Source organism: Sphingomonas sp. M1-B02, from assembly GCF_026167525.1.
Lineage (GTDB): Bacteria > Pseudomonadota > Alphaproteobacteria > Sphingomonadales > Sphingomonadaceae > Sphingomonas.
The window spans coordinates 2,579,354-2,601,163 of the sequence record NZ_CP110679.1 but is presented as its reverse complement, the minus strand read 5'-3'; the positions used below and the strand labels follow the sequence as shown (position 1 = coordinate 2,601,163).

Sequence of the window (21,810 nt, the reverse complement as noted above, 5' to 3'; positions counted from 1 at the left end):
ATCCGGCATGGCAGAGAATGCGATGCTAAAGTTCGTCGAGCTTGGACAATCCTATCCCGGCAAGCGACCCGCCGAAATGCGCGCGGAGGATTTCCGCGAGATCGCGGACCGCTATGCCGTGCCCGAAGCCGAGCATCAGGCCGGGCGCTGCTCGCAATGCGGCGTGCCTTATTGTTCGGTGCATTGCCCGCTCCACAACCATATCCCCGATTGGTTGCGGCTGACCGCCGAGGGGCGGCTGCGCGAAGCCTACGAACTGTCCAACGCGACCTCGACCATGCCCGAGATTTGCGGCCGCATCTGCCCGCAGGACCGCTTGTGCGAAGGCAATTGCGTCATCGAATTCTCGGGCCATGGCGCGGTCACGATCGGCTCGGTCGAGAAGTTCATCACCGACAAGGCGTGGGACGAAGGCTGGGTCGAGCCGGTGCAGGTGGGGCCTGCGCGCGGCCAGTCGGTCGGGGTGATCGGCGCGGGGCCGGCGGGGCTCTCGGCGGCCGAATATCTCCGCGAGATGGGCTATGACGTCCATGTCTATGACCGCCACGATCGCGCCGGCGGGCTGCTGACCTATGGCATTCCGGGATTCAAGCTCGAGAAATATGTCGTGATGCGCCGTGTCGAGCGGCTCGAGGCGGCGGGCATCGTCTTCCACATGGAATTCGAAGTCGGCCGCGACGCGACGCTCGACGAATTGCGTGCGCGCCACGACACGCTGCTGATCGCGACGGGCGTCTACAAGGCGCGCGGGATCAAGGCGCCGGGCGTGGGCGCCGCGGGCGTGGTCGAGGCGCTCGACTATCTGACCGCGTCCAACCGCAAGGGCTTCGGCGACGCCGTCCCCGCCTTCGACGACGGCACGCTCGACGCGACGGGCAAGCATGTCGTGGTGATCGGCGGCGGCGATACGGCGATGGATTGCGTGCGCACCGCGGTCCGCCAGGGCGCGGCCTCGGTCAAATGCCTGTATCGCCGCGATCGCGCCAACATGCCGGGCTCGCAGCGCGAGGTGGCGAATGCCGAGGAGGAAGGCGTCGAGTTCGTCTGGCTCTCCGCCCCCGAGGCATTTGACGCCAAACATCATGGGGGCAGCGACAAGGTCAGCGGCGTGCGCGCCACCCGCATGCGGCTCGGCGCGCCCGATGCCAGCGGCCGCCGCACCCCCGAGCTCGATCCAGGCGGCGCCTTCCAGCTCGAGGCCGATCTGGTGATCAAGGCGTTGGGCTTCGAGGCCGAGGACCTGCCGAAGATGTTCGGCGCGGAGGCGCTGGGCGTCACGCGCTGGGGCACGCTGCGCACCGACGGCAAGAGCATGATGACGAGCCTCGACGGCGTGTTCGCGGCGGGCGATATCGTCCGCGGCGCAAGCCTGGTGGTCTGGGCGATCCGCGACGGTCGCGACGTGGCGGCGCATATGCACGCGTGGATGCGCAGTCGCGGGCTTTCCGCAGCGCAGGCCGCTTAGGAGCCGCTCGCCATGAAGCATCTGCTGATCGCCCTTGCTGTGGGCACCGCCCTCCACGCCCCGGCGCAGGCGCGCGTGCCGGCAATCGTCGACGCCAGGACTGACGCCGACGCGCTGGTGGCGCAGCTCGCCAGCGACAGCGCGATGGCGCGACTGGGCGCGCGGGCCTTCGATCATGGCGTCGAGCAAGAGATCGCCGCCGACCCTGCGATCAAGGCGACCTATGCCGCCAATCCGGGATTGAAGGCGCATGTCGTTGCCCAGCTACGCGGCGAGTTCCTGAAGATCATGCAGCGCCAGCTCCCCGCGCTACGCAGCCAGCTGAGCCAGGTCGTGCGGACCGAGATGAGTGCAGTCGAGATCGCCGACACGCTGACCTTCTTCCAGAGCCCCGTCGGCCAGAAGCTCAAGGAGCAGGTCTATGCGTCGATGTCCGACAAGCCCGGCCAGAGCCCGGACGAAGCGAGACAGGCGGCGATGACCGCGGTGATGTCCAATCTGACGGCGGAGGATTATCCTGCGCTGATGGCGTTTGGCGCGAGCAGCGCCGCGCAGAAGATGCAGGCCGTGAACCCGAAGATCGCGGCCACCAGCGAAGCCTGGGCGAAGAAGCTCGTGGCCGACAGCGACGCCCGGATGCGCGCGCTCGCCGCCGAGGCGGCCGCCGCCTATCTGAAACGCCGGACGGGTTGATCGTGCGCGTGAGAAACCTGTGCGGAGCCGCGCCTACGCCGTTAATGAAGGAAAAGCCCGGTGATTCCTGAGACCGAACGTGAGCGCATGGCGCGCGAAGGCATGTATCGTCCCGACTATGAGGGGGATGCCTGCGGGGTCGGCCTGGTCGCCGCCACCGATGGCCAGCCGTCGCGGCGCGTGGTCCAGTCGGCGATCGATGCGCTGAAGGCCGTCTGGCATCGCGGCGCGGTCGATGCCGATGGCAAGACCGGCGACGGCGCCGGCATCCATATCGACTTGCCGGTACGCTTCTTCGACGATGCCATTTCCGCAGGCGGGCACCGCGTGCGACCGAACCGGCTTGGCGTGGGCATGATCTTCCTGCCGCGCACCGATCTGGGCGCGCAGGAAGCGTGCCGGACGATCGTCGAGAGCGAGATCATCGAGGCAGGCTACACCATCTATGGCTGGCGCCAGGTGCCGGTCGACGTCTCGGTGATCGGGATGAAGGCACAAGCGACTCGCCCCGAGATCGAGCAGATCATGATCGCCGGGCCCCTCCCCGACGCAGTGGACGCCGCTGAGTTCGAGAAGAATCTCTATCTGGTGCGCAGGCGGATCGAGAAGCGCGTGATCGCGGCGCAGGTGCAGGGCTTCTACATCTGCTCGCTCAGCTGCCGCTCGATCATCTACAAGGGTCTGTTCCTCGCCGAATCGCTGTCGGATTTCTATCCCGACCTCAACGACGAGCGCTTCACCAGCCGCGTTGCGATCTTCCACCAGCGCTATTCGACCAACACCTTCCCGCAATGGTGGCTCGCGCAGCCGTTCCGCTGCCTCGCGCACAATGGCGAGATCAACACGATTCGGGGCAACAAGAACTGGATGCTCAGCCACGAGATCAAGATGGCGAGCCTGGCGTTCGGCGAGCATTCGGAGGACATCAAGCCGGTGATCCCCGCGGGCGCTTCCGATACCGCCGCGCTCGACGCGGTGTTCGAGGCGATCTGCCGCTCGGGCCGCGACGCTCCGACCGCGAAACTGATGCTGGTGCCCGAGGCCTGGTCCGACACAGAGACCCCGGCCGATCATCTGGCGATGTACAAATATCTGGCGAGCGTGATGGAGCCGTGGGACGGCCCCGCCGCGCTGGCGATGACCGATGGCCGCTGGGCGGTCGCCGGCGTCGATCGCAACGCGCTGCGCCCCTTGCGCTACACCCAGACATTGGACGGACTGCTCATCGTCGGCTCCGAGACCGGCATGGTCCAGATCCCCGAGACCAGCGTCGTCGCCAAGGGCCGGATGGGCCCGGGCGAGATGATCGCGGTCGATCTCGACAAGGGCGTGCTGTTCCACGACGGCGAGATCAAGGACCGGATCGCCGCCGAGGCGGATTATGCCGCGATGATCGGCGAGTTCATCGGCGTCGACGATCTGCCCCCGGCCCCCGATCAGCCGGACTATTATGGCCGCGCCGACCTCACGCGCCGCCAGGTCGCGGCCGGGCAGACGCTCGAGGATATGGAATTGATCCTCGCGCCGATGGTCGAGATCGCCAAGGAAGCGATCGGATCGATGGGCGACGACACGCCGCTAGCGGTCATTTCGGACAAGCCGCGGCTGATCAGCCAGTTCTTCCGCCAGAATTTCAGCCAGGTCACCAATCCGCCGATCGATTCCCTGCGCGAACGCCAGGTGATGACCCTGCGCACCCGCTTCGGCAATCTCGCCAACATCCTCGACGTCGAGGGCGGCAAGAGCCGGGTGCTCGTGCTCGAAAGCCCGGTGCTGACCAATGCCGACTGGGGGCGGCTGCGCGCGCATTTCGGCGGTCAGTGCGCCGAGATCGACTGCACCTTCGCGGCGGGCGAAGGCCCCGATGCCCTGCGCGCGGCGATCGCGCGAATCCGCTACGAGGCCGAGCAGGCGGTGCGCGCGGGATGCACCGAAATCTTCCTGACCGACGAGCATATCGGGCCCGACAAGGTCGCGATTGCCGGCGTCCTCGCCGTCGCCGCGGTCCACACCCATCTCGTCCGCCGGGGCCTGCGGTCCTACGCCAGCGTCAATGTGCGCAGCGCCGAATGCCTCGACACCCATTATTATGCCGTGCTGATCGGCGTCGGCGCGACCACGGTGAACGCCTATCTCGCCGAAGCCTCGATCGCCGATCGCCAGTCGCGCGGGCTGTTCGGCGATCTCAGCCTGGAGGAATGCCTCAAGCGCCACCGCAAGGCGATCGATGAAGGACTGCTCAAGATCCTCTCGAAGATGGGCATCGCCGTCATTTCCTCCTATCGCGGCGGCTACAATTTCGAAGCGGTCGGGCTCAGCCGCGCGCTGGTCAACGACCTGTTTCCCGGCATGCCCGCCAAGATTTCGGGCGAAGGCTATGCCTCGCTCCACCTCAGCGCGATGATGCGGCACGAGGCGGCGTTCGATCGCGCGGTCGCCTCCCTACCGATCGGCGGCTTCTATCGCCAGCGCCATGGCGGCGAGACCCATGCTTATTCGGCGCAGCTGATGCATTTGCTCCAGACCGCGGTGGGCACCGACAGTTATTCCAGCTATCTCGCTTTCTCCCGCGGAGTGCGCGACATGCCGCCGGTCTATCTGCGCGACCTGCTGGAGTTCAACTACCCGACCGAGGGCGTATCGATCGACCAGGTCGAGGCGATAACCGAGATCCGCAAGCGCTTCGTCACTCCGGGCATGTCGCTCGGCGCGCTTTCGCCCGAAGCGCATGAGACGCTATCGATCGCGATGAACCGGATCGGCGCCAAGGCCGTATCGGGTGAGGGCGGCGAGGATAAGGCGCGCTACAAGCCCTATGAGAATGGCGACAATGCCAATTCGGTGATCAAGCAGATCGCCAGCGGCCGCTTCGGCGTGACGGCGGAATATCTCAACGCTTGCGACGAGATCGAGATCAAGGTCGCCCAGGGCGCCAAGCCCGGCGAGGGCGGGCAGCTGCCCGGCTTCAAGGTCACCGAGTTCATCGCCAAGCTGCGCCATGCGACGCCAGGCGTGACGCTGATCAGCCCGCCGCCGCATCACGACATCTATTCGATCGAGGACCTCGCGCAGCTCATCTACGATTTGAAGATGATCAATCCGCGCGCGCGGGTCTGCGTGAAGCTGGTCTCGTCGGCGGGCATCGGCACGGTCGCGGCGGGGGTCGCCAAGGCGCATGCCGACGTGATCCTGATCGCCGGCCATGTCGGCGGCACCGGCGCGAGCCCGCAGACGTCGGTCAAATATGCCGGCACGCCCTGGGAAATGGGGCTTTCCGAGGTCAACCAGACGCTGACCCTCAACGGACTGCGCGGGCGCGTGCGGCTGCGCACCGACGGCGGGCTCAAGACCGGGCGTGATATCGTTATCGCCGCGATCCTCGGGGCCGAGGAATATGGCATCGGCACGCTCAGCCTGGTGGCGATGGGCTGCATCATGGTGCGCCAGTGCCATTCGAACACCTGTCCGGTCGGCGTCTGCACGCAGGACGAGAAGCTCCGCCAGAAGTTCGTCGGCACGCCCGAGAAGGTCATCAACCTGATGACCTTCATCGCCGAGGAAGTGCGCGAGATCCTCGCGAAGCTGGGCGTCACCAGCCTCGACGAGATCGTCGGCCGCACCGAATTGCTCCGCCAGGTCAGCCGCGGCGCCGAACATCTCGACGATCTCGACTTGAATCCGGTGCTGGCGAAGGTCGATGCCGACGACGCCAACCGCCGCTTCTCCCTGAGCACCTTCCGCAACGAGCTGCCCGACAGCCTCGATGCGCAGATGATCAAGGATGCCGCCGCGGTCTTCTCGCGCGGCGAGAAGATGCAGCTGACCTATTCGGTGCGCAACACGCATCGGGCGGTCGGCACGCGGCTGTCGAGCGAAGTGACGCGGACCTTCGGCATGTCGACGCTAAACGACGACCATGTCCATGTCCGACTGCGCGGCTCCGCAGGGCAGTCGCTCGGCGCCTTCCTGTGCAAGGGCATCACCCTCGAGGTGTTCGGCGATTCGAACGATTATGTCGGCAAGGGGCTTTCCGGCGGCACGATCGTCGTGCGGCCGATGGTCAGCTCACCGATCGAGAGCTGGAAGAACACGATCATCGGCAACACCGTCCTCTACGGCGCAACCTCGGGCAAATTGTTCGCGGCAGGCCAGGCCGGCGAGCGCTTCGCGGTGCGCAATTCGGGTGCCGAAGTGGTGGTCGAGGGCTGCGGCGCGAACGGCTGCGAATATATGACCAACGGGACGGCGGTAGTGCTGGGTGCAGTCGGCGCCAATTTCGGCGCGGGCATGACCGGGGGGATGGCCTTCATCTACGACCATGACGGCAGCTTCGAGCGGCGAGCAAACCCAGAGAGCATTGTCTGGCAGCGGCTGTCTTCAGCGCATTGGGAGTCCAAGTTGCGCGGTTTGATCGAGCAGCATGCCGCGACGACCGACAGCAAATGGTCGCGCGGGATCCTGGAAGAATGGGACCGCGCGGTCGGCAGCTTCTGGCAGGTCGTGCCCAAGGAGATGCTGACGCGCCTGCCCTATCCGCTCGACGACACGGTCGAGGCGGTGGCCGCGGAGTAAGTTGCCCTAGGCTAAGTGGCTGTAAATCATGTATATGCGGCGCTCCGACTCGTGGAGTATCGCATGCGTGTTTTCCTGATCGCCGCTGCTTCCTGCGCAATCGCGGCCCCCGCGGCTGCGCAGTCGCGCAGCCAGCTCGACATGGTGCAGAGCCTCAACCAGCCGATCGTGCAGGAGGGCGTTGCCGCGATGGTCGGTGCGGTGGCCGATATCGTCCTCGACACGCGGATCGCCCCGCTAACGCGCCATATCGACGGGATGCCACCGACCGACACGCTGCGCGACCTGCAGCGTCGCACCAATCCGCATTTCGAGGCGGAGCTGCGCGACCGGACTCGCCGCGCGGTGGCGACCGCGGGTATCGTCGCCGGCGATGCGGTGGCGATGACGAGCGAGCTCAAGCGCGGCGCCGATCGCTTGCAGGCGCTGCTGGGGCCGCTGGCCGCAGCGATCAAGGCGCAGGTCGCCGACGACGATTATTGACGCATTTGCTGGACGTGCCCGGCGTCGGCAGTAGATACGGCGGGCATGTGGCAGCTCTATCAATTCCCCTTATGCCCCTTTTCGCGCAAGGTACGGCTTCTGCTGGGCGAGAAGGGCGTCGGCTATGAGCCCGTGCGCGAATCGCCCTGGGCGCGGCGCGACGAGTTTCTAGATCTCAATCCAACCGGCCAGGTGCCGGTGATGGTCGATACCGAGCGTGGGGTGACGTTGATCGACTCGACGGTGATCTGCGAATTTTTCGAGGAGACGGTCGAGAAGAATGCGATGCTCAACGGCAATGCTGTCGATCGGGCCGAAATCCGCCGGCTGGTGATCTGGTTCGAATCGCATTTCTACGGCGATATAACCGCGCCGCTGCTTCACGAGCGGATGGTGAAGCGGATCGTCCACCGGGTTGCGCCCGATGCCAAGGCGCTGCGCGAGGCGATGAAGGCCGCGGTCTCGCACCTCGATTATATAGACTATCTGCTCGATCACCGCACCTGGTTGGCCGGCTCGACGATGAGCCTCGCCGATCTCGCCGCCGCATCGCAAATCTCGATCGCCGACTATCTGGGCGGGATCGACTGGAAGGGACATGAAGAAGCCAAGGGCTGGTATCTTCGCATGAAGAGCCGCCCGAGCTTCCGGCCACTGCTCGCCGAGCGGATGGAGGGCATCGCACCGCCCGCCGACTACGAGAAGCTCGACCTCTAGGAGCGAACGCTCGCCCAGGCGCCGCCGATTTCCTCGAGACTGTCGGCGGCTTCGCGAAAGGGTGCCGAATCACTGCCGAGGCTGGCATGGACCACCGCCTGTCGCAGGCCGTGGTAGAAGGTCGCCAACGTCCGCGCGACCTCGCCGCCTTTCTCGAAATCCAGCCCCGCCTCGAGCGCGAACAGGATCGCAGTGGCGCGGCCGATGCGCTCGCTCTTGACGGCAAGCTGCCGGTTCTCCGCCGCCCAGGCCGCAGCGCGCAACGCCGAGACGCCTTCTTCGTACAGCAGTCCGATCAGCGCATGCGGATCCGCACCGCTGGTGCGGCCCGCCAGCTCGACCTGACGATAGGTGGCCGCAGGATTTGCGGCGAGAGCAGTCGAATAGCGTGTCACTGCATCAATCGCCCGAATTCCAGGCCTTGATCTGCTGCTCGAGGAAGCTCTGGGTCGACTTGTACACGGCCACCTTCGAATCCATCGCCGCGAACTGCTGGGTCATGCGCGCGCGCAGCTTTTCGGTGGCGGCGAGGATATCGTCCTTGTCCTCGGCGACTGCGGTCTGCGCCTTGCCGTAATTCGTCTCGCTGGCGCCGAGGCCGGTATTCTTGTCGACCGCCTTGGTGGCAATTGCCGATAGCGCCTTGGTGATCCCCTCCCCCTGCGCAAAGATCGCCTCCATCTGCTGTGGGAACGACGCCATCGCCGTCGAGAGCCGCGCGGGATCGACCGTGAGCGTACCGTCGCGGCCCGTTGCCACGCCGATATCCGCCAGCCGCGACGGCGAGCCCGCCGGCGCATCGGGGACCAATAGGGACATGGTCAGCGCCTTCAACTGGCGGACCAAATCCTTGGCGGCGGGATCGCCACGCAGCGGACCATCGAACGCGTCGATTGCGGCCCGCGCCATCTTGTAGACTTCGTTATAGGTCTCAACGAAATTGGTAACAGACTGCGTGATTTCGGCAGTCGGGACCTTGGCGTTGATCGAGACCCGCGTGCCGACCGAGGCCGAGACCAGATCGACCTTCACGCCCTCGATCAGGCCGTAGATACTGTTCGTCGGATATTTGGCCTGGACTCCGTCCATCGCGACGATCGCATCCTGCGCGGTCGCGTTGATCGTGGAACCTGTCTCGTTGCGGCCGATGTCGAGCTCGGTGAGCTGGCCGCTGCCTTTCAGCTGGAACGCCTGCGAGGCCCCCGTGGCGCTCTTCACCACCAGCCGCGATCCGGTGCTGTCGGTCATGATTGAGGCAGTGACGCCGGCGTTGGCGGCATTGATCGCCTCGGCGGTACCTTCGAGCGTCGAATGGTCCGAATCGATGGTGATCGAGATCGGCGCCGCGGCCCCCGCAGTGAAGCCGGTCATCGCGCCGCCCGATACGGTCGCCGTCCCGAAGGTCAGCGTCAGCGTTCCGGTGCCCACGTTCGTCGTTGGCCCGCCGGTGAAAGGATTGGTGCTGGCGACCTGGCCCTGGGCGAGCTGGCGAACCTCCATCGAGGCGCTGAGCCCGGTCAGGTCCGCGCCGGCGAGCCGGGTCAGCGTCAGGATGCTGCTGTTCGAGCTTGCCGGCTGAGTCGACAGCGTGCCGGCGTTGGTGAGCGCGGCGAGGGCTGCGGAGAAATCGGAAATCGTGCTTTTGAGCTCGCCGGCCTTGCTGATCTGTGCCGTCAGCTTTTCGCTCTTGGCGGTGAGCGCCGCATTCTTGGTCGCGAACTGCGCTTCGACAAGGCCGGTGACCAGCGCGGAGACATCGATCCCCGAACCCGTACCCAGCGTCTTTGCGATCGATTCAATGGCCATACTTTTCCCCTGTCCCGATAAGCGGCAGCGGCGCCGCAGGCTTTAGGCCGGAGTGGCGATTTTCTGCCCATTCTCGTCGAAAAGCGCGGTCGGTGGCACGGTGACCGCAGGCGGGCCGCCCCCGCCGCGCTGGCTAACCCCGAAGACGAAGGCCAGGACGGTGGCGAGCGCGAGATAGAGATCGTCGCGGACCTCCTGATTCTCCTTGCTGGTATAATAGACCGCGCGGGCGAGCTGGGGATATTCGAGCACCGGCACTTCGAACTCGGCGGCAAGCTCGCGGATCGCCAGCGCGGTCTGGCCACGCCCCTTGGCGACGACCACCGGCACCTGATCCTTGCCCGATTCATAGCGCAAAGCGACCGCGAAATGGGTCGGGTTGGTCAGCACGACATGCGCGGTGGCGACGGTCTTGCGATAGCCTCCCTTCAAAATCTCGCGTTGGCGTGCACGTTGCTGCGCCTTGAGCTCGGGCGACCCTTCGGTCTCCTTATGCTCGTCGCGCACTTCCTGCTTGGACATACGCAGCTGCTGCAGATGGCGGATGATCTGGATCGGCAGGTCGATGCCCGCGATGACCAGCAGGCCCGTGGCCATCACGAACATCAGGGTGATGAACTGCCCGCCCAGCGCGCCGACGGCACCGTGCAGATCGGCCGAGACCAGCCCCATCGAGCTGGCGGTCAGCGACCACAGCATCCAGGCGCCGATCGCACCCAGCAGGGTGACCTTGAGCAGCGACTTGCCGAGCTCGATCCAGCCATTGGCGCCGAACATGCGCTTGAGCCCCGACGCTGGATTGACCCGCGACGCCTTGGGCGCGAACAATTTGTTGTTCCACCCGAGCGAACCGAGACCGGCCTGGCTGAGGATCGCGGCCGCCATCGCCAGCGCGAACAGCCCGCCGAGCGACGGCGCCAGCTTCCAGCCGGCCGACGCCAGCGGCCGCCACGGCTCGAAATCCTCGACGTCGCCGACGCCGAAGGAAAAGCTGGCGACCATCACTTCCTTGCAGGCGGACAGCAGCGACGGGCCGAGGAACGACATCCAGACGCAGCCCGCCAGGATAACGATCGCGGTGCCGAAATCCTTGGATTTTAGAAGCTGGCCGTCTTCTACTGCCTTGCGCTTGCGCTTGGCGGTTGGTGCTTCTGTCTTTTCGCCCGCAGTCTCCGCCATCAGCCGAGCACCAGCCGCGGCGCAGCCTCGAGCGCCTCGCGGATTATGATAAGAAGATAATCGCCCATCGCCGGTAGCGCGAGCAGGATCGCGACCACGCCCACCGCAAGGCTGGCGGGGAGGCCCACCGCGAACAGATTGAGCGCGGGCGCCGCGCGCGACAGCATGCCGACGACGACGTTGAGGCAGAGCAGCAGGAAGCCGACCGGAAGCGCCAGCAGCAGCCCGGCGAGGAACACATAGCCGCCGAACAAGGCGATGCCGAGCAGCCGCTCGGGCGCCAGCCACGCCCCCGGCGGCAGCGCGGTGTAGCTGCGCACGACCAGATCGACGAGGACGAGGTGCCCGTCGACCGCGAGGAACAGCAAGGTGATCAGCAGCGTCAGGAACTGGCCGAGCGCGGGGGTCGAGGTGCCGCTGTTCGGATCGACCGCGTTGGCGAAGCCCAGCCCCATCGACATGCCGATCACTTCGCTGGCCACCATCGGCGCCGCGAAGGCGACCTGTAGGATGAAGCCCAGAGCGAGCCCGATCAGCGCTTCGGACGCGACCATCAGGAAGGTGTTGAGCGCGAAGATCTCGGCAGGGGGGGTGATCGCGGTGCTGTTGATGACGAGGATCCCGATCGCCCCGGTCAGCGCAATTCGCGCCGGTAGCGGAACCGCCGCCGCGCTGAAGATCGGCGCCGCGAGGAACGCCGCGCCGATCCGCACCATCGCGAACAGCAACGCCCAGAGCTGCGGCTCGATCGAGAGGCCGAAGCCCATCATCGCTTATTTCACCAGATCGGGAATGCGCTCGAAGATGCTGGTCGTGAAATCGCCGAGCAGCCCCAGGATCATGCTCCCGAAGATCACCAGGCTCACCGCCACGACGATCAGCTTGGGCACGAAGGTCAGCGTCTGTTCCTGGATCGAGGTCGCCGCCTGGACCATGCCGAGAATCAGGCCCGACAGCAGAGCCGGGATCAGGATTGGCGCCGAGGCGAGGGCCAGGATCCACATCGCCTCGCGGGCGACGGTCAGGAAATAATCGGCGTCCATGGCTAACTCGCGAAACTCGAGGCAAGCGAACCCATCGTCAGCGCCCAGCCATCGACCAGGACGAACAGCAAAAGCTTGAAGGGCAGCGAGATGATCGTGGGCGACATCATCATCATGCCGAGCGACATGAGGACGGTGGCGACAACAAGATCGATGACGATGAAGGGCAAAAAGATCAGGAAGCCGATCTGGAAGGCGGTCTTTAGCTCGCTCGTCACAAAGGCCGGGAGCAGCACCGAGAAGGGCACGTCGTTCGGACTCGCGAAGGGCCCCACCTTGGCCATGTCGGCAAACATCTTCACGTCGCGGTTGCGGGTCTGCTTGATCATGAAGCCGTGGAGCGCGTTGCCGGTACCCGCGACCATCTGCGTCGCGCTGATCCGCCCTTCCGCATAAGGCTGGATGGCAGTGTTGTTCGCCTGGGTGATCACCGGCGACATGATGAAGAAGCTCAGGAACAGCGACAGGCCGACCAGCACCTGGTTCGGCGGGGTCTGCTGGAGCCCAAGCGCCGAGCGAAGCAGCGACAGCACGATTATGATGCGGGTGAAGCTGGTCATCATCAGGATGATCCCCGGCAACACCGTGAGCAGGCCCATGATGATGAGGACCTGGAGCGACAGGCTGAGTGGCGCATCGCCGCCGCCGAGGTCGCCGAGCGCGCGATCGACCGCGTCGCCGACACCGGGCGCGGCGGGTGCGGGCATCGGCAGCGGCGCCGTCCCTTGCGCGAACGCGGGGAAGGCGAACAGGATGAAGAAAGCGAGCACCCCGATGAACAGGGCCGCCCGGCCGCCGATCGTGCGCGGCGCCGATACCATCGCGCGCATCAGATGCCTGCCTTGTCCACCAGGGTAACGCCGGTCCGGCTGACCGAGACGAGCAGCTTGCGCCCCTCAAACTCGACGACCGCGAGGCGCAGCCCGGGGGCGAGCATCATGGTTTCCTTGAGCTGGACCATCCGCGTGCCCTGATTCTTGGGCAGCCGCGCCTCGAGCTTGCGCCAGGCATAGAGACAGCCGATCAGCAGCCCGCACACCAAAGGCAGCAGGATCACCAGCTTGAGGATATAGGACCACATCATCAGCGTGCGGACCGCTTTTCCGGGCTGACCAGCTCGGTCATCCGCACGCCGAACTTCTCGCCGACGGTGACGACTTCGCCGCGGCCGATCAGCGTGCCGTTTACGAAGATGTCGAGCAGCTCATTGGCCTCGCGGTCGAGCTCGATCACGCTCGTCTCGCCCAGCGCGAGCAGTTCGCGCAAGGAGAGCGAGGTCGATCCGATCTCGACGGTCAGCTTGACGTCGACGTCCTGCAGCAGCCGGAAATTGGCTGCCAGCGCGGCGTCGACCGGAAACCCACCGGTCATGTCGTTCATCGGAAGTCCTCTTCACTAAGCGGTTCTAGGCTGGTCAGGCGCACCGCGGCGCGCCCGTTGGCAGTGCCGACGAGCCCGGTGCCCAGGCGGCGCGCGGCCACCATCACCGGCACCTCGGCACCGAAATCGATCGGAATCACGTCGCCGGTCTTGAGTTCGAGCAGCCGGCCGAGCCCGATCGTCGGCTCGGCGAGCACCGAGCGGACCGGGAAGCGGACGCTCATCACCGCACGGGTGAGGCCGCTGCGCCATTCGGGTTCGATCTCGTCGGCCGTGCCGTGGACCTTGACCATGAGCGAGGCGCTGTGCGGCTTGAGCGCGGCGACCGGATAGAGAAGATCGACGAACAGCGGCTTGCGCTCGCCGACCGCGATGCCGAAGCGCGTGACGACGATCGGGTCGTCGCCGCCCAGATCAGGCAGCGCGGCGATATTGCCGTCGGTCACCGCACGAAAGGCAACGCGGGTGAGCGGCTCCCAGGCCGCATCGAGCGGCGCCACGATCATCTCGCCCAGCCGGGCGACCAGCGCCTCCGCGGCGGGCGTGAATTCGGCGGGCGGCGCGGACGGAACGTCGCCATCGCCGCCGAAAAAGGCATCGAGCATCTCGAGTACCAGCTTGGCGTCGATCACCAGTTGCGCGCGTGCCTTGGCAGTGCCCATCACCAGCGGCTGCCAGGCGGCGAGGCCGGGGCCGCGCTCGGCCTTGTAATCGGCAAAGCGCTGAACCGAGAGCGGCTCGGCCCAGCAGCGCAGATCATTCCGCAGCATCGCCTCGAACACGCCTTTCAGCGACTTGGCGAGGCGTGCGCTCAGATGCTGGAGAGTGACGAGATCGCCGAGAGGGTTGAGCGCCGCCGTCCCCAAGGCCGGCGCATGCTCTGCGCCGGGCCGGGCCCGTTCGCGCCGATCGGCCGAAACTTCTGAAGCGGCGTTAACCATGTCTCACTGAACAATGAAATTGGTAAAGTAGACGTTACTAACCCCGCCAAAACCTTCCTTTTCCTTCAAAACCGCGTTGATTGCCTTGGCCAGCCGCGTCTGGATGTTGCGCTTGCCCTCGGCGGAGAAGACCTCCTCCTCTGACGTTTCGCCGAGCGCCATCAGCACTTGCGACCGGATCGCGATCTCATGGGTCTTGATGTTCTCGAGGACGCGCTCGTCATAAGGCGTCGAGACGGCGATCCCGACCTGGATAAAGTGGACGCTATCCTGAAGGTTGGAGGTGAACTCCTTTTCCAGCGGATAATAGCTGGATGCATATTTCTCGCCGCCCTCCCCGCCTGGCGTCGGCTTGCCGTGGCCTCCCTCGGCAGCGCCACCTTCCGCGCCGCCATGGTCGCCTTCGCCTTCCTTTGCGCCCGGGCGCTTTTGCTCGCTCTTCGGCACCAGCTTGGGCTCGTTCGAATGCGTTTCGGCCGCTGCGGCCACGCTGAACCAGCCGGCCTGCATGCCATAGGCCGCCGCTCCCCCGCCGCCGAGCAGCACGGGCGCGCCGACGAACAGCAGCAACTTCTTCTTGCCCTTCTTCTTGGGCGCCGGGGTCTGGGTATCGTCAGTCTTATCGGCCATCATGGTCTCCGTAGGTGTCAGGCGATGCGTTCATCGGTGTCGGTGTCGGTCGGCATGCCGCTGCGCGCGGATGCCGGGCGGGCGGGCTGGCGCTGCTCGCCTTCCTGGCGGGCCCCGCTTTGGCCGGAGCTGCCAGCATCGACGCTGGTCTGGCCGAGCTTCAGCCCCTTGGCTTCGGCCAGTTCGGCGAGGCGCGGCTGGGCGTCGGCGAGCGCCTGCCGCGCGGCGGGCGCCTCTGCGGCGAAATGGACATGGACGCGATCGCCTTCATGGCGGATCGAAACGTCGACGTTGCCGAGCGATTCGGGCGCCAAGCGGATGCGCGTTTCGCGGATCGGCGCAGCGTCGCGCAGCGCCTCGATATGTTCGATCATCTGGCCGGTCCATTCCTGGCGGCGCATGTCGATGCCGGGCTGCTGGGCGGTGCCAGCGGGCGCAACGGTCGCGATGGCCGGCGACTCGGCGGCAGCGGCGGGCGCGAGCGAGAAATGCGGGACGTCGCGGTTCGACGCACGGCGCAGCGCCGCGGGCAGCGGAACCTCCGCGGCAACGATCTGCGGCGCGGCGGCCGGACTCGGCTCGACGATGGTCTGCGGTGCGCGCGATGCGAAAGACGGCGCGGCGGGCTGCGGCCGATCGACCGTTCGCGCGCGCGGCTCGGTCGTCGTGGCGGAAGCAGGGGCGGCTGCGGCCGCAGTGGCTTGGATCGGATCGGCCGGCGTCGTGCGTCCGGCGGACGAAGCGATCATATCGGCGGCAGCAGCGACGGTCCGCGGCCGTGCCTCGACCGGCGAGGCTGGTGCGGGGGGAACGTCGATACTCGGTTGGGCGGCACCTTCGACCGCCAGTTCGAACGGCGCAGCTTGTGTCGGCGTCGGCTCGAGCGCGGGGGACAGCGCAACGACCGGCGCCGCGGCGGGTGTGACGAGGGCCTGCAAGGACTGCGTGGCGATCCCCTCGGACGACGCCGCTGCGGCGGGTCCGGCGGTGGACGGCGACGCGGACGGGACCGCCGATACAAGGCGCTCGACCGGCTTGCTCTCGGGAACCAGCTCGCTCTCGATCACCGGCAACGCAGTTGGGTGTTCGGGCGCAACGATTATCTGCGGCGTCGCCGGCGCTACAGCGGTAGGCGGCAGCGGCGGTTCGGCCAGCGGCAACGCCGCGGGTTGGAGACGGGACGCGATATCGGCTGCTGGCGCTGCAGCGCAGTCGGCCGGTCGTGCGGCAACGGCGGAAGCGGAAGCTGCAACCTTGGCCGAAGTCTGGCCGAGATAGGAGAGTTCGACCACCTGATCGTCCGTCACTGCGACTGCCGGGAGCGGCGCCGCCGCCAGCGGGGCAGGCATCGGCGCGGGCGCCGGATCGACCGATACCGGCGCCGGGAGCCAGGCCAGCGCCGGATCGGCCTCGTCGGGCTGCCGCTTATCCTCGCTGGGCGAATCCTCCCCCTCGGCGAGTGCTTCGCCGTCGAGCGTCGGCACCGGCAAATCCTTGCCGCTCTCGGCAGTCAGCTGCCGCCCGGGCAGAAGGATCTTGGCGGAATCGACAGCCTCGGCTTGTGCTTTCGGTACCGCGCCCGGCAGTACGAGCGAAGCCAAGGCCATGGCGAAGCTGCTGGCGCCGCCTCCTGCGGGCAGCGCTACGCGGACCGGTGCGGTAGGCGTGACGGTGAGGAGCGAGAGCTGGATCAAGTGCGAACCCCGGCGAATTGAACATTCGCTCAGCCATTAGCAAAGATCGTGCCGTTTTCTGCCGCCGGGGGGCAAGGTCTCCAGCGAGCGCAGCATCTTGAGTGCTGCCTCGGCCTCCTCGCGGACGATGAGCTTCTCGATCGCGCTCTGATCGCGGCGCGCCTCGCGCGTGGCGGCACGCGCCGATTCGAGGCTTTCCTCAGCGACGACGACGCGGCGATCGGCGGCCTGTGCCGATTGGTTGAGTCGATCGCGCAGATGCGCCGCCGCGATCAGCGAAGTGGCGAAGGTTTCGCCTTCGACCGCGGAGGGGGCGACGTTGGCGGCGAGCGCGGCGATCCGCTCGCGCAGCGCCGCCTCCTGATCGACGCGCTGGCGTGCGCGCACTTCGTCCGCGCGGATCAGATCGAGCTGGAGCGTGCGCACGCGCAACAGCCGATCGAGCTTGCGGGGATTAGCCATTCGCGCGGAACCGGGCGTCAGCCATCGCCGAACACGCCGGTGAGTTCGGCGACGGCATCGGGCAGCGTCACGATCTCGTCGGCGCCCTGGCGGACATATTCCATGACCGCGGGGTGGCAGGCGATCGCGGCGTCGATCTCGGGGTCGGCGCCGGCGCGATAGGCGCCCATCAGCACCAGATCGCGATTCTCCTCATAGGTGGCGAGGTGGCGGCGCAGGACGCGCGCGGCGTGGATATGATCCTTGGCGGCGATATCGGTCATCACCCGGCTGACCGAGGGGCCGATGTCGATCGCCGGATAGACGCCGCGCTCGGCAAGCGCCCGGCTCAGCACGATATGGCCATCGAGGATCGAGCGTGCGGAATCGACGACCGGATCGTTGCCATCGTCGCCGTCGGCAAGGACGGTGTAGATCGCAGTGATCGAGCCGCCCGAATGAACATCGGTGCCGGCGCGCTCGATCAGGCTCGGCAGCATCGCGATCGCCGAGGGCGGATAGCCGCGCGCCGAAGCGGGTTCGCCGAGCGCGAGCCCGATCTCACGGCCGGCATGCGCGACGCGGGTGAGCGAATCCATGATCAGCAGCACCTTCTTGCCTTCGGCGCGGAACGCCTCGGCAATCGCAGTGGCGCGCAGCGCGCCGCGAATTCGGAGCACTGGCGAATGGTTTGCCGGGACCGCGACGACGACCGACCGTGCCCGCGCGGCGCCGAAGATCTTGGTCTCGAGGAAATCGGCGACTTCGCGGCTGCGCTCGCCGATCAGCCCGACGACGACGACATCGGCCTCCGCCGCACGGACGATCATCCCGAGCAGCACCGACTTGCCGACCCCCGACCCGGCCATGATGCCGACGCGCTGACCCTGGCCGATCGTGAGCAGGCCGTTGATCGCACGGACGCCGACATCCATGGGCTGGAGCACCCTGCCCCGGTCGAGCGGCGACTGTAGCTTGCCCGCGAGCGGCCAGCGCTGCGCGCCGCGGATCGGGCCGAGCCCGTCGATCGGCTTGCCCGCGCCATCGACGACGCGGCCGAGCAAGGCTGGACCGACATCGGCCTCGCCCGGAGGGCCGATCGGCCGCACCGGCGCATTGGGCAGCAAGGCGGCGGGCCCGCCCAGATTCATCAGCAGGGTCTTGCCGCCGCGAAAGCCGATCACCTCGGCCTCGATCCTCCCCGGGCCGGTCCCGATCGCGCAGACCGTGCCGACCGGCAGGGAAAGGCCGATCGCCTCCATCAGCAACCCGTCATAGGAAGACAGCCGCCCCGAGACCTTGGGCTGCGGCGCGAAATCGCGGCAGCCGAGCCCGTCGAGATAATCCTGGGTGAAGCGGTTCAGCATGCGGGCGGGATCGGCACGCGATCGATGGCGAGCGCGAGTTGCTCGAGCCAGATTTCGGGACCGTCCTCGACGATGGTCGACGCGCTCTCGATCACGAAGCCGCCGCGCGGAATATGCGGATCGCCGACCGGGAAGACGCTCCCCGACAGCTTGCCCTCGATCAGGGCGACATCGTCGGGGTGCAGCCGGAGCAGCGCCGATTCGGCATTGTCCGCGAGCATGTCGACCGCGGCGCCGATGCGTGCCGCGAGAATCTCGGGCGCGACGCCGACTTCGCCGACCATGCGCGACACCAGATGCAGCACGGTCTGGCGCAGATGCCCGGCCATCCGCTCGCGATCGAAATGCGCGCCGGTGGCAAGCGCCGTCGAGATCTGCTCGATCAACGCCGCCTCCTGGGCCCTGCTCGCCTCAATCTCGGCGAGCATCGCGGCGCGACCCTCGGCAACGCCGGCGGCGTGCGCGGCCGCGATCGGATCGCTGAACGCGCCGTGATGGCCCGTCACGTCGGGCGCGAACGGGTCCCATCCTTCGGTCGGATTGGTTTCAGGGTCGGCAGGCGCGAAGTGGCGCGGTGCGACGGGCTCCTCCTCGAACGACCGGCGACCGATCTCGTCGAGATGGGTGGCGGCAAAGCCCGCCGCGCCGCCGAACGCCTTTTGCCGGATGTGCTCGGCCGCGTGGATGCGATTGGCGAAGCCGGGTGCGAAGTCAGACATAATCGTCGTCGCCACCCTTGCTCGGCATTTGCAGCGTGCCATCCTTCACCAGCCCACGGGCCAAGGCGATCATCGCCTTCTGCGCCTCGAGCACATCGGCGAGCTTCATCGGCCCGCGCGCTTCCATCTCGTCGCGAATGCCGTCGGCGGCGCGGCTCGACATGCAGCCGAGGAAGCGGTTGCGGACATCCTCCTCAACGCCCTTGAGCGACTTGACCAATATTTCGCTGTCGACGCTGCGGATGAGGGTCGAGAGATTCTTGTCGTCGAGCTCGAGCAGATTGTCGAAGACGAACATCGCCTCCTCGATCGCCTTGGCGACGTCGCGGTCGATCTTGGCGAGCTTGGGCATCACCCGCCGCTCGGTGATTTTCCGCGCGCCGGACAGGATCTTGGCTGCCTCGCGGGTGCCGCCGAGCTGGAGACCGACCGATTTGCGCGCGCCCCCCGATCGATTGGCGAGCATCGCCTTCAGCGTCTCCATCGCCTCGGGCGGAACGGGGCCGAGCTTGGCGATCCGGCGCAGGATCTGCGGCTGGACGCCTTCGGGCAGATGTTCGAACACCTTGGCGGCGATATCGGGATCGAGATTGGCGAGCAGCACCGCGGCGATCTGGGGATGCTCTTCCTCGACCATCGCCGCGATTTCCTCGGGCTCATACCATTGCAACTGCTCGAGTCCGGCGGCCGCCTGGGGCGGCATGATCCGCGAGAGCACGCTTTCCGCCCGCTCGGGGCCAAGCGCGCGGTTCATGATGCCTTCGATGCGGGGCGCGGGATCGAAGCTGACGCCGCTTCGCTCGCGCGCCTTGAACACGAAATCGTCGAGCACCTGCTCGACTTCGGCCTCGCTGACGTCGGCAACGGTGAACATCGCCTTGCCCAGCGCACGCACTTCGTCGGGATCGAGCTTCTGGAGGATGGCCGCGGCCTCCTCCTCGCCGACCAGCATCATCAGCACGGCGGCGCGTTCGGTGCCGTTGAAGGTGCGCAGCGCGTTCATTGCGGGTCGGCCTTGATCATGTCGCGCACGGCAAGCGCGGCGCGCGCAGGGTTTTCGCGGGTGAAGCCGCGGACCAGCCCGACGCGATCGTCATAGCTGTTGCCGCGATCCTGGAGCATATCGATGCTGACCGAGGGCATCGCCGCCTGCGTGCCATCGGGATTATGGCCACCGATCGCCAGCGCGGGGCGGCTGCCGGTATCTTCGCGCTTCTTGAGCAGCGCCTTGGCGAGCGGCCGCACGCCGAGAAACAAAACGAGCAAGGCGATGATCAGCGCAGTCGCATTGCGCGCAACAAGCGGCACCCAGGCGGCATCGTACCAGGGAGGACCGTCGCTGGCGGCATCGGCGCTCGCCGAGAATTTGCGGCTGACCACGGTGACCTGATCCTGGCGCGCGGGGCTGTAGCCGACCGCGGCGCGGACCAGTTCGTTGATCTGGTTGATCTCGACGGTGCCGCGCGGCTTGCCGGTCTCTTCGCGGAGCAGCACCGCGACCGAGAGCCGCCGGATGCCGCCCGGCATCTGACGCGTGACCGAGACTTCCTTGCCGGTTTCATAGGTGCGGGTGAAGCTGTCGCTCTGCTTGCCTTGAGTCGCGCCCGTGGTCGCCGGTGCGGAGACCGGGGTGCCGGCGACCGGCGCCGCGCCGGGCGCGGGTGGCTGGGCATTTGGTGCCGAAAGCGTGCTGGCAGGCGGCGGGGTGTTCGACAGGGCGCCCGGTATTCCGCCCGGCGCCTGCGAGGCATCCTTCGCGCCGGTCCAGGCGCCCTGCTCGGCGCGGACGACCGCGCCCTGCTTGTCGAAGCTTTCGCGCGTCGCCTGGCTCTCGTCGAGATCGACATCGGCCTGGACTTCGGCGGTGAAATTGCCGGCGCCGACCAGCGGCGTAAGCAGCTGGTTGAGCTGCTCTCGATATTTGTCTTCGACCCGGCGCTGGAAATCGATGCGGGTGTCGCCGGCGGAAGCGCCCCCGGCGCTGCCCGATTTGGAGAGCAACGCCCCCATCTGATCGACGATCGTCACCGCTTCGGGCTGCATGCTGGGCACCGACGAGGCGACCAGATTGACGATCGCGCGGATCTGCGAATCTCCGAGCACGCGGCCGGGCTGGAGCGTGACGATGACGCTGGCCGAGGGCTGGGCGCGGTCGCGCACGAAGGCCGACGCCTCGGGCGTGGCGAGATGGACGCGCGCCTCGGCGACGGCGTCGATTTCCTTGATCGATCGGGCCAGCTCGGTCTCGCGCGCCTGGCGCAATCGCTCGCCCTCCACCGCGCGGCTGACGCCCATCGGCAGATTGTCGAGGATCTGATAGCCGCCGGGCGATGCCTTGGGCAGGTCCTGGCTGGCGAGGAGCATCCGCGCCTTGTGATAATCGTCTTCTGCGACCATGATCGAGCCCGAACTGTCGATGCTGCTGGCGATGCTGGCCGTATCGAGCGCGCTCGAGATCGCCGCCTTGTCGCTGTCGCTTACATTGGCGAACAGGATCCGCTGCGGCGATGTCGCGACCATCGACCAGGCCAACAGCCCGGCCATGACCAGCCCAACGAGGAAGACGAACGGCAGCGCGCGTTTGACCGCGGGCTGGCCGAGCAGGCCCGAGACCTGCTTGAGCGGATTGAAAGCGGCCGGCGCGCCGGCGACTTCTGTGGAGGTGAGTGCGTTGCTCATC

Annotated in this window: 21 protein-coding genes; 5 read left to right on the top strand and 16 right to left on the bottom strand. The window is 66.9% G+C overall.

The window, feature by feature from the left end:
- Positions 1-7: 7 nt before the first annotated feature.
- From OKW87_RS12605 to OKW87_RS12585, 5 genes are all read left to right on the top strand, one after another.
- Positions 8-1,465: an NAD(P)-dependent oxidoreductase gene (locus tag OKW87_RS12605; protein ID WP_265540006.1), complete on the top strand. Its 1,458-nt coding sequence runs from the start codon at positions 8-10 to the stop codon at positions 1,463-1,465.
- A 12-nt stretch (positions 1,466-1,477) separates the two neighbouring features.
- Positions 1,478-2,158, top strand: coding sequence for a hypothetical protein (locus tag OKW87_RS12600; protein ID WP_265540004.1), 681 nt, complete (start codon positions 1,478-1,480; stop codon positions 2,156-2,158).
- Positions 2,159-2,245: 87 nt separating this feature from the next.
- Positions 2,246-6,730 (top strand): glutamate synthase large subunit, encoded by a 4,485-nt coding sequence (gene gltB / locus OKW87_RS12595; protein ID WP_265544110.1) that lies wholly within the window; start codon positions 2,246-2,248, stop codon positions 6,728-6,730.
- A gap of 63 nt (positions 6,731-6,793) precedes the next feature.
- The gene (locus OKW87_RS12590; RefSeq protein WP_265540002.1) at positions 6,794-7,213 is read left to right on the top strand and encodes a hypothetical protein; all 420 of its coding nucleotides are present in this window, start codon (positions 6,794-6,796) and stop codon (positions 7,211-7,213) included.
- 45 nt (positions 7,214-7,258) lie between these two features.
- Positions 7,259-7,930 (top strand): glutathione S-transferase family protein, encoded by a 672-nt coding sequence (locus OKW87_RS12585; RefSeq protein WP_265540000.1) that lies wholly within the window; start codon positions 7,259-7,261, stop codon positions 7,928-7,930.
- Here the strand turns inward: OKW87_RS12585 and OKW87_RS12580 are convergent.
- From OKW87_RS12580 to fliF, 16 genes are read right to left on the bottom strand one after another with little or no spacing between them, the layout of a single operon-like run.
- Positions 7,927-8,325 (bottom strand): flagellar export chaperone FliS, encoded by a 399-nt coding sequence (locus OKW87_RS12580; protein WP_265539997.1) that lies wholly within the window; start codon positions 8,323-8,325, stop codon positions 7,927-7,929. The genes OKW87_RS12585 and OKW87_RS12580 overlap by 4 nt on opposite strands.
- Positions 8,326-8,329: 4 nt before the next feature.
- Entirely contained in the window at positions 8,330-9,736 is a 1,407-nt protein-coding gene (gene fliD, locus OKW87_RS12575; protein ID WP_265539995.1) for a flagellar filament capping protein FliD, read from the bottom strand.
- A gap of 42 nt (positions 9,737-9,778) precedes the next feature.
- On the bottom strand, positions 9,779-10,915 hold the full coding sequence (gene flhB / locus OKW87_RS12570) for a flagellar type III secretion system protein FlhB (RefSeq protein WP_265539993.1): 1,137 nt from the start codon (positions 10,913-10,915) through the stop codon (positions 9,779-9,781).
- The gene (gene fliR / locus OKW87_RS12565) at positions 10,915-11,685 is read right to left on the bottom strand and encodes a flagellar biosynthetic protein FliR (protein ID WP_265539992.1); all 771 of its coding nucleotides are present in this window, start codon (positions 11,683-11,685) and stop codon (positions 10,915-10,917) included. Before fliR ends, flhB begins: the two co-directional genes overlap by 1 nt.
- 3 nt (positions 11,686-11,688) lie before the next feature.
- Positions 11,689-11,958, bottom strand: coding sequence for a flagellar biosynthesis protein FliQ (gene fliQ / locus OKW87_RS12560; RefSeq protein ID WP_265539991.1), 270 nt, complete (start codon positions 11,956-11,958; stop codon positions 11,689-11,691).
- 2 nt (positions 11,959-11,960) lie between these two features.
- The gene (fliP, locus tag OKW87_RS12555; protein ID WP_443025052.1) at positions 11,961-12,788 is read right to left on the bottom strand and encodes a flagellar type III secretion system pore protein FliP; all 828 of its coding nucleotides are present in this window, start codon (positions 12,786-12,788) and stop codon (positions 11,961-11,963) included.
- Positions 12,788-13,042 (bottom strand): flagellar biosynthetic protein FliO, encoded by a 255-nt coding sequence (locus OKW87_RS12550; protein ID WP_265539990.1) that lies wholly within the window; start codon positions 13,040-13,042, stop codon positions 12,788-12,790. Before OKW87_RS12550 ends, fliP begins: the two co-directional genes overlap by 1 nt.
- Complete coding sequence (gene fliN / locus OKW87_RS12545; RefSeq protein WP_265539987.1) at positions 13,042-13,338, bottom strand: flagellar motor switch protein FliN; 297 nt, start codon at positions 13,336-13,338, stop codon at positions 13,042-13,044. Before fliN ends, OKW87_RS12550 begins: the two co-directional genes overlap by 1 nt.
- On the bottom strand, positions 13,335-14,279 hold the full coding sequence (locus tag OKW87_RS12540; protein WP_265539986.1) for a flagellar motor switch protein FliM: 945 nt from the start codon (positions 14,277-14,279) through the stop codon (positions 13,335-13,337). Before OKW87_RS12540 ends, fliN begins: the two co-directional genes overlap by 4 nt.
- 3 nt (positions 14,280-14,282) lie before the next feature.
- Complete coding sequence (locus OKW87_RS12535; protein WP_265539984.1) at positions 14,283-14,909, bottom strand: flagellar basal body-associated FliL family protein; 627 nt, start codon at positions 14,907-14,909, stop codon at positions 14,283-14,285.
- A 17-nt stretch (positions 14,910-14,926) separates the two neighbouring features.
- Positions 14,927-16,603 (bottom strand): flagellar hook-length control protein FliK, encoded by a 1,677-nt coding sequence (fliK, locus tag OKW87_RS12530; RefSeq protein ID WP_265539982.1) that lies wholly within the window; start codon positions 16,601-16,603, stop codon positions 14,927-14,929.
- Between the two features lie 36 nt (positions 16,604-16,639).
- Entirely contained in the window at positions 16,640-17,065 is a 426-nt protein-coding gene (locus tag OKW87_RS12525; protein WP_265539980.1) for a hypothetical protein, read from the bottom strand.
- A 17-nt stretch (positions 17,066-17,082) separates the two neighbouring features.
- Complete coding sequence (locus OKW87_RS12520; protein ID WP_265539978.1) at positions 17,083-18,411, bottom strand: FliI/YscN family ATPase; 1,329 nt, start codon at positions 18,409-18,411, stop codon at positions 17,083-17,085.
- Positions 18,405-19,130, bottom strand: a complete 726-nt coding sequence (locus OKW87_RS12515; RefSeq protein WP_265539976.1) for a FliH/SctL family protein — start codon at positions 19,128-19,130, stop codon at positions 18,405-18,407. The genes OKW87_RS12520 and OKW87_RS12515 overlap by 7 nt, the downstream gene beginning before the upstream one ends.
- Positions 19,123-20,133 (bottom strand): flagellar motor switch protein FliG, encoded by a 1,011-nt coding sequence (gene fliG / locus OKW87_RS12510; protein ID WP_265539974.1) that lies wholly within the window; start codon positions 20,131-20,133, stop codon positions 19,123-19,125. Before fliG ends, OKW87_RS12515 begins: the two co-directional genes overlap by 8 nt.
- Positions 20,130-21,809 carry a flagellar basal-body MS-ring/collar protein FliF gene (gene fliF / locus OKW87_RS12505; RefSeq protein ID WP_265539972.1) on the bottom strand — a complete coding sequence of 560 codons (1,680 nt, stop codon included), beginning with the start codon at positions 21,807-21,809 and terminating at the stop codon, positions 20,130-20,132. The genes fliG and fliF overlap by 4 nt, the downstream gene beginning before the upstream one ends.
- Position 21,810 lies beyond the last annotated feature (1 nt).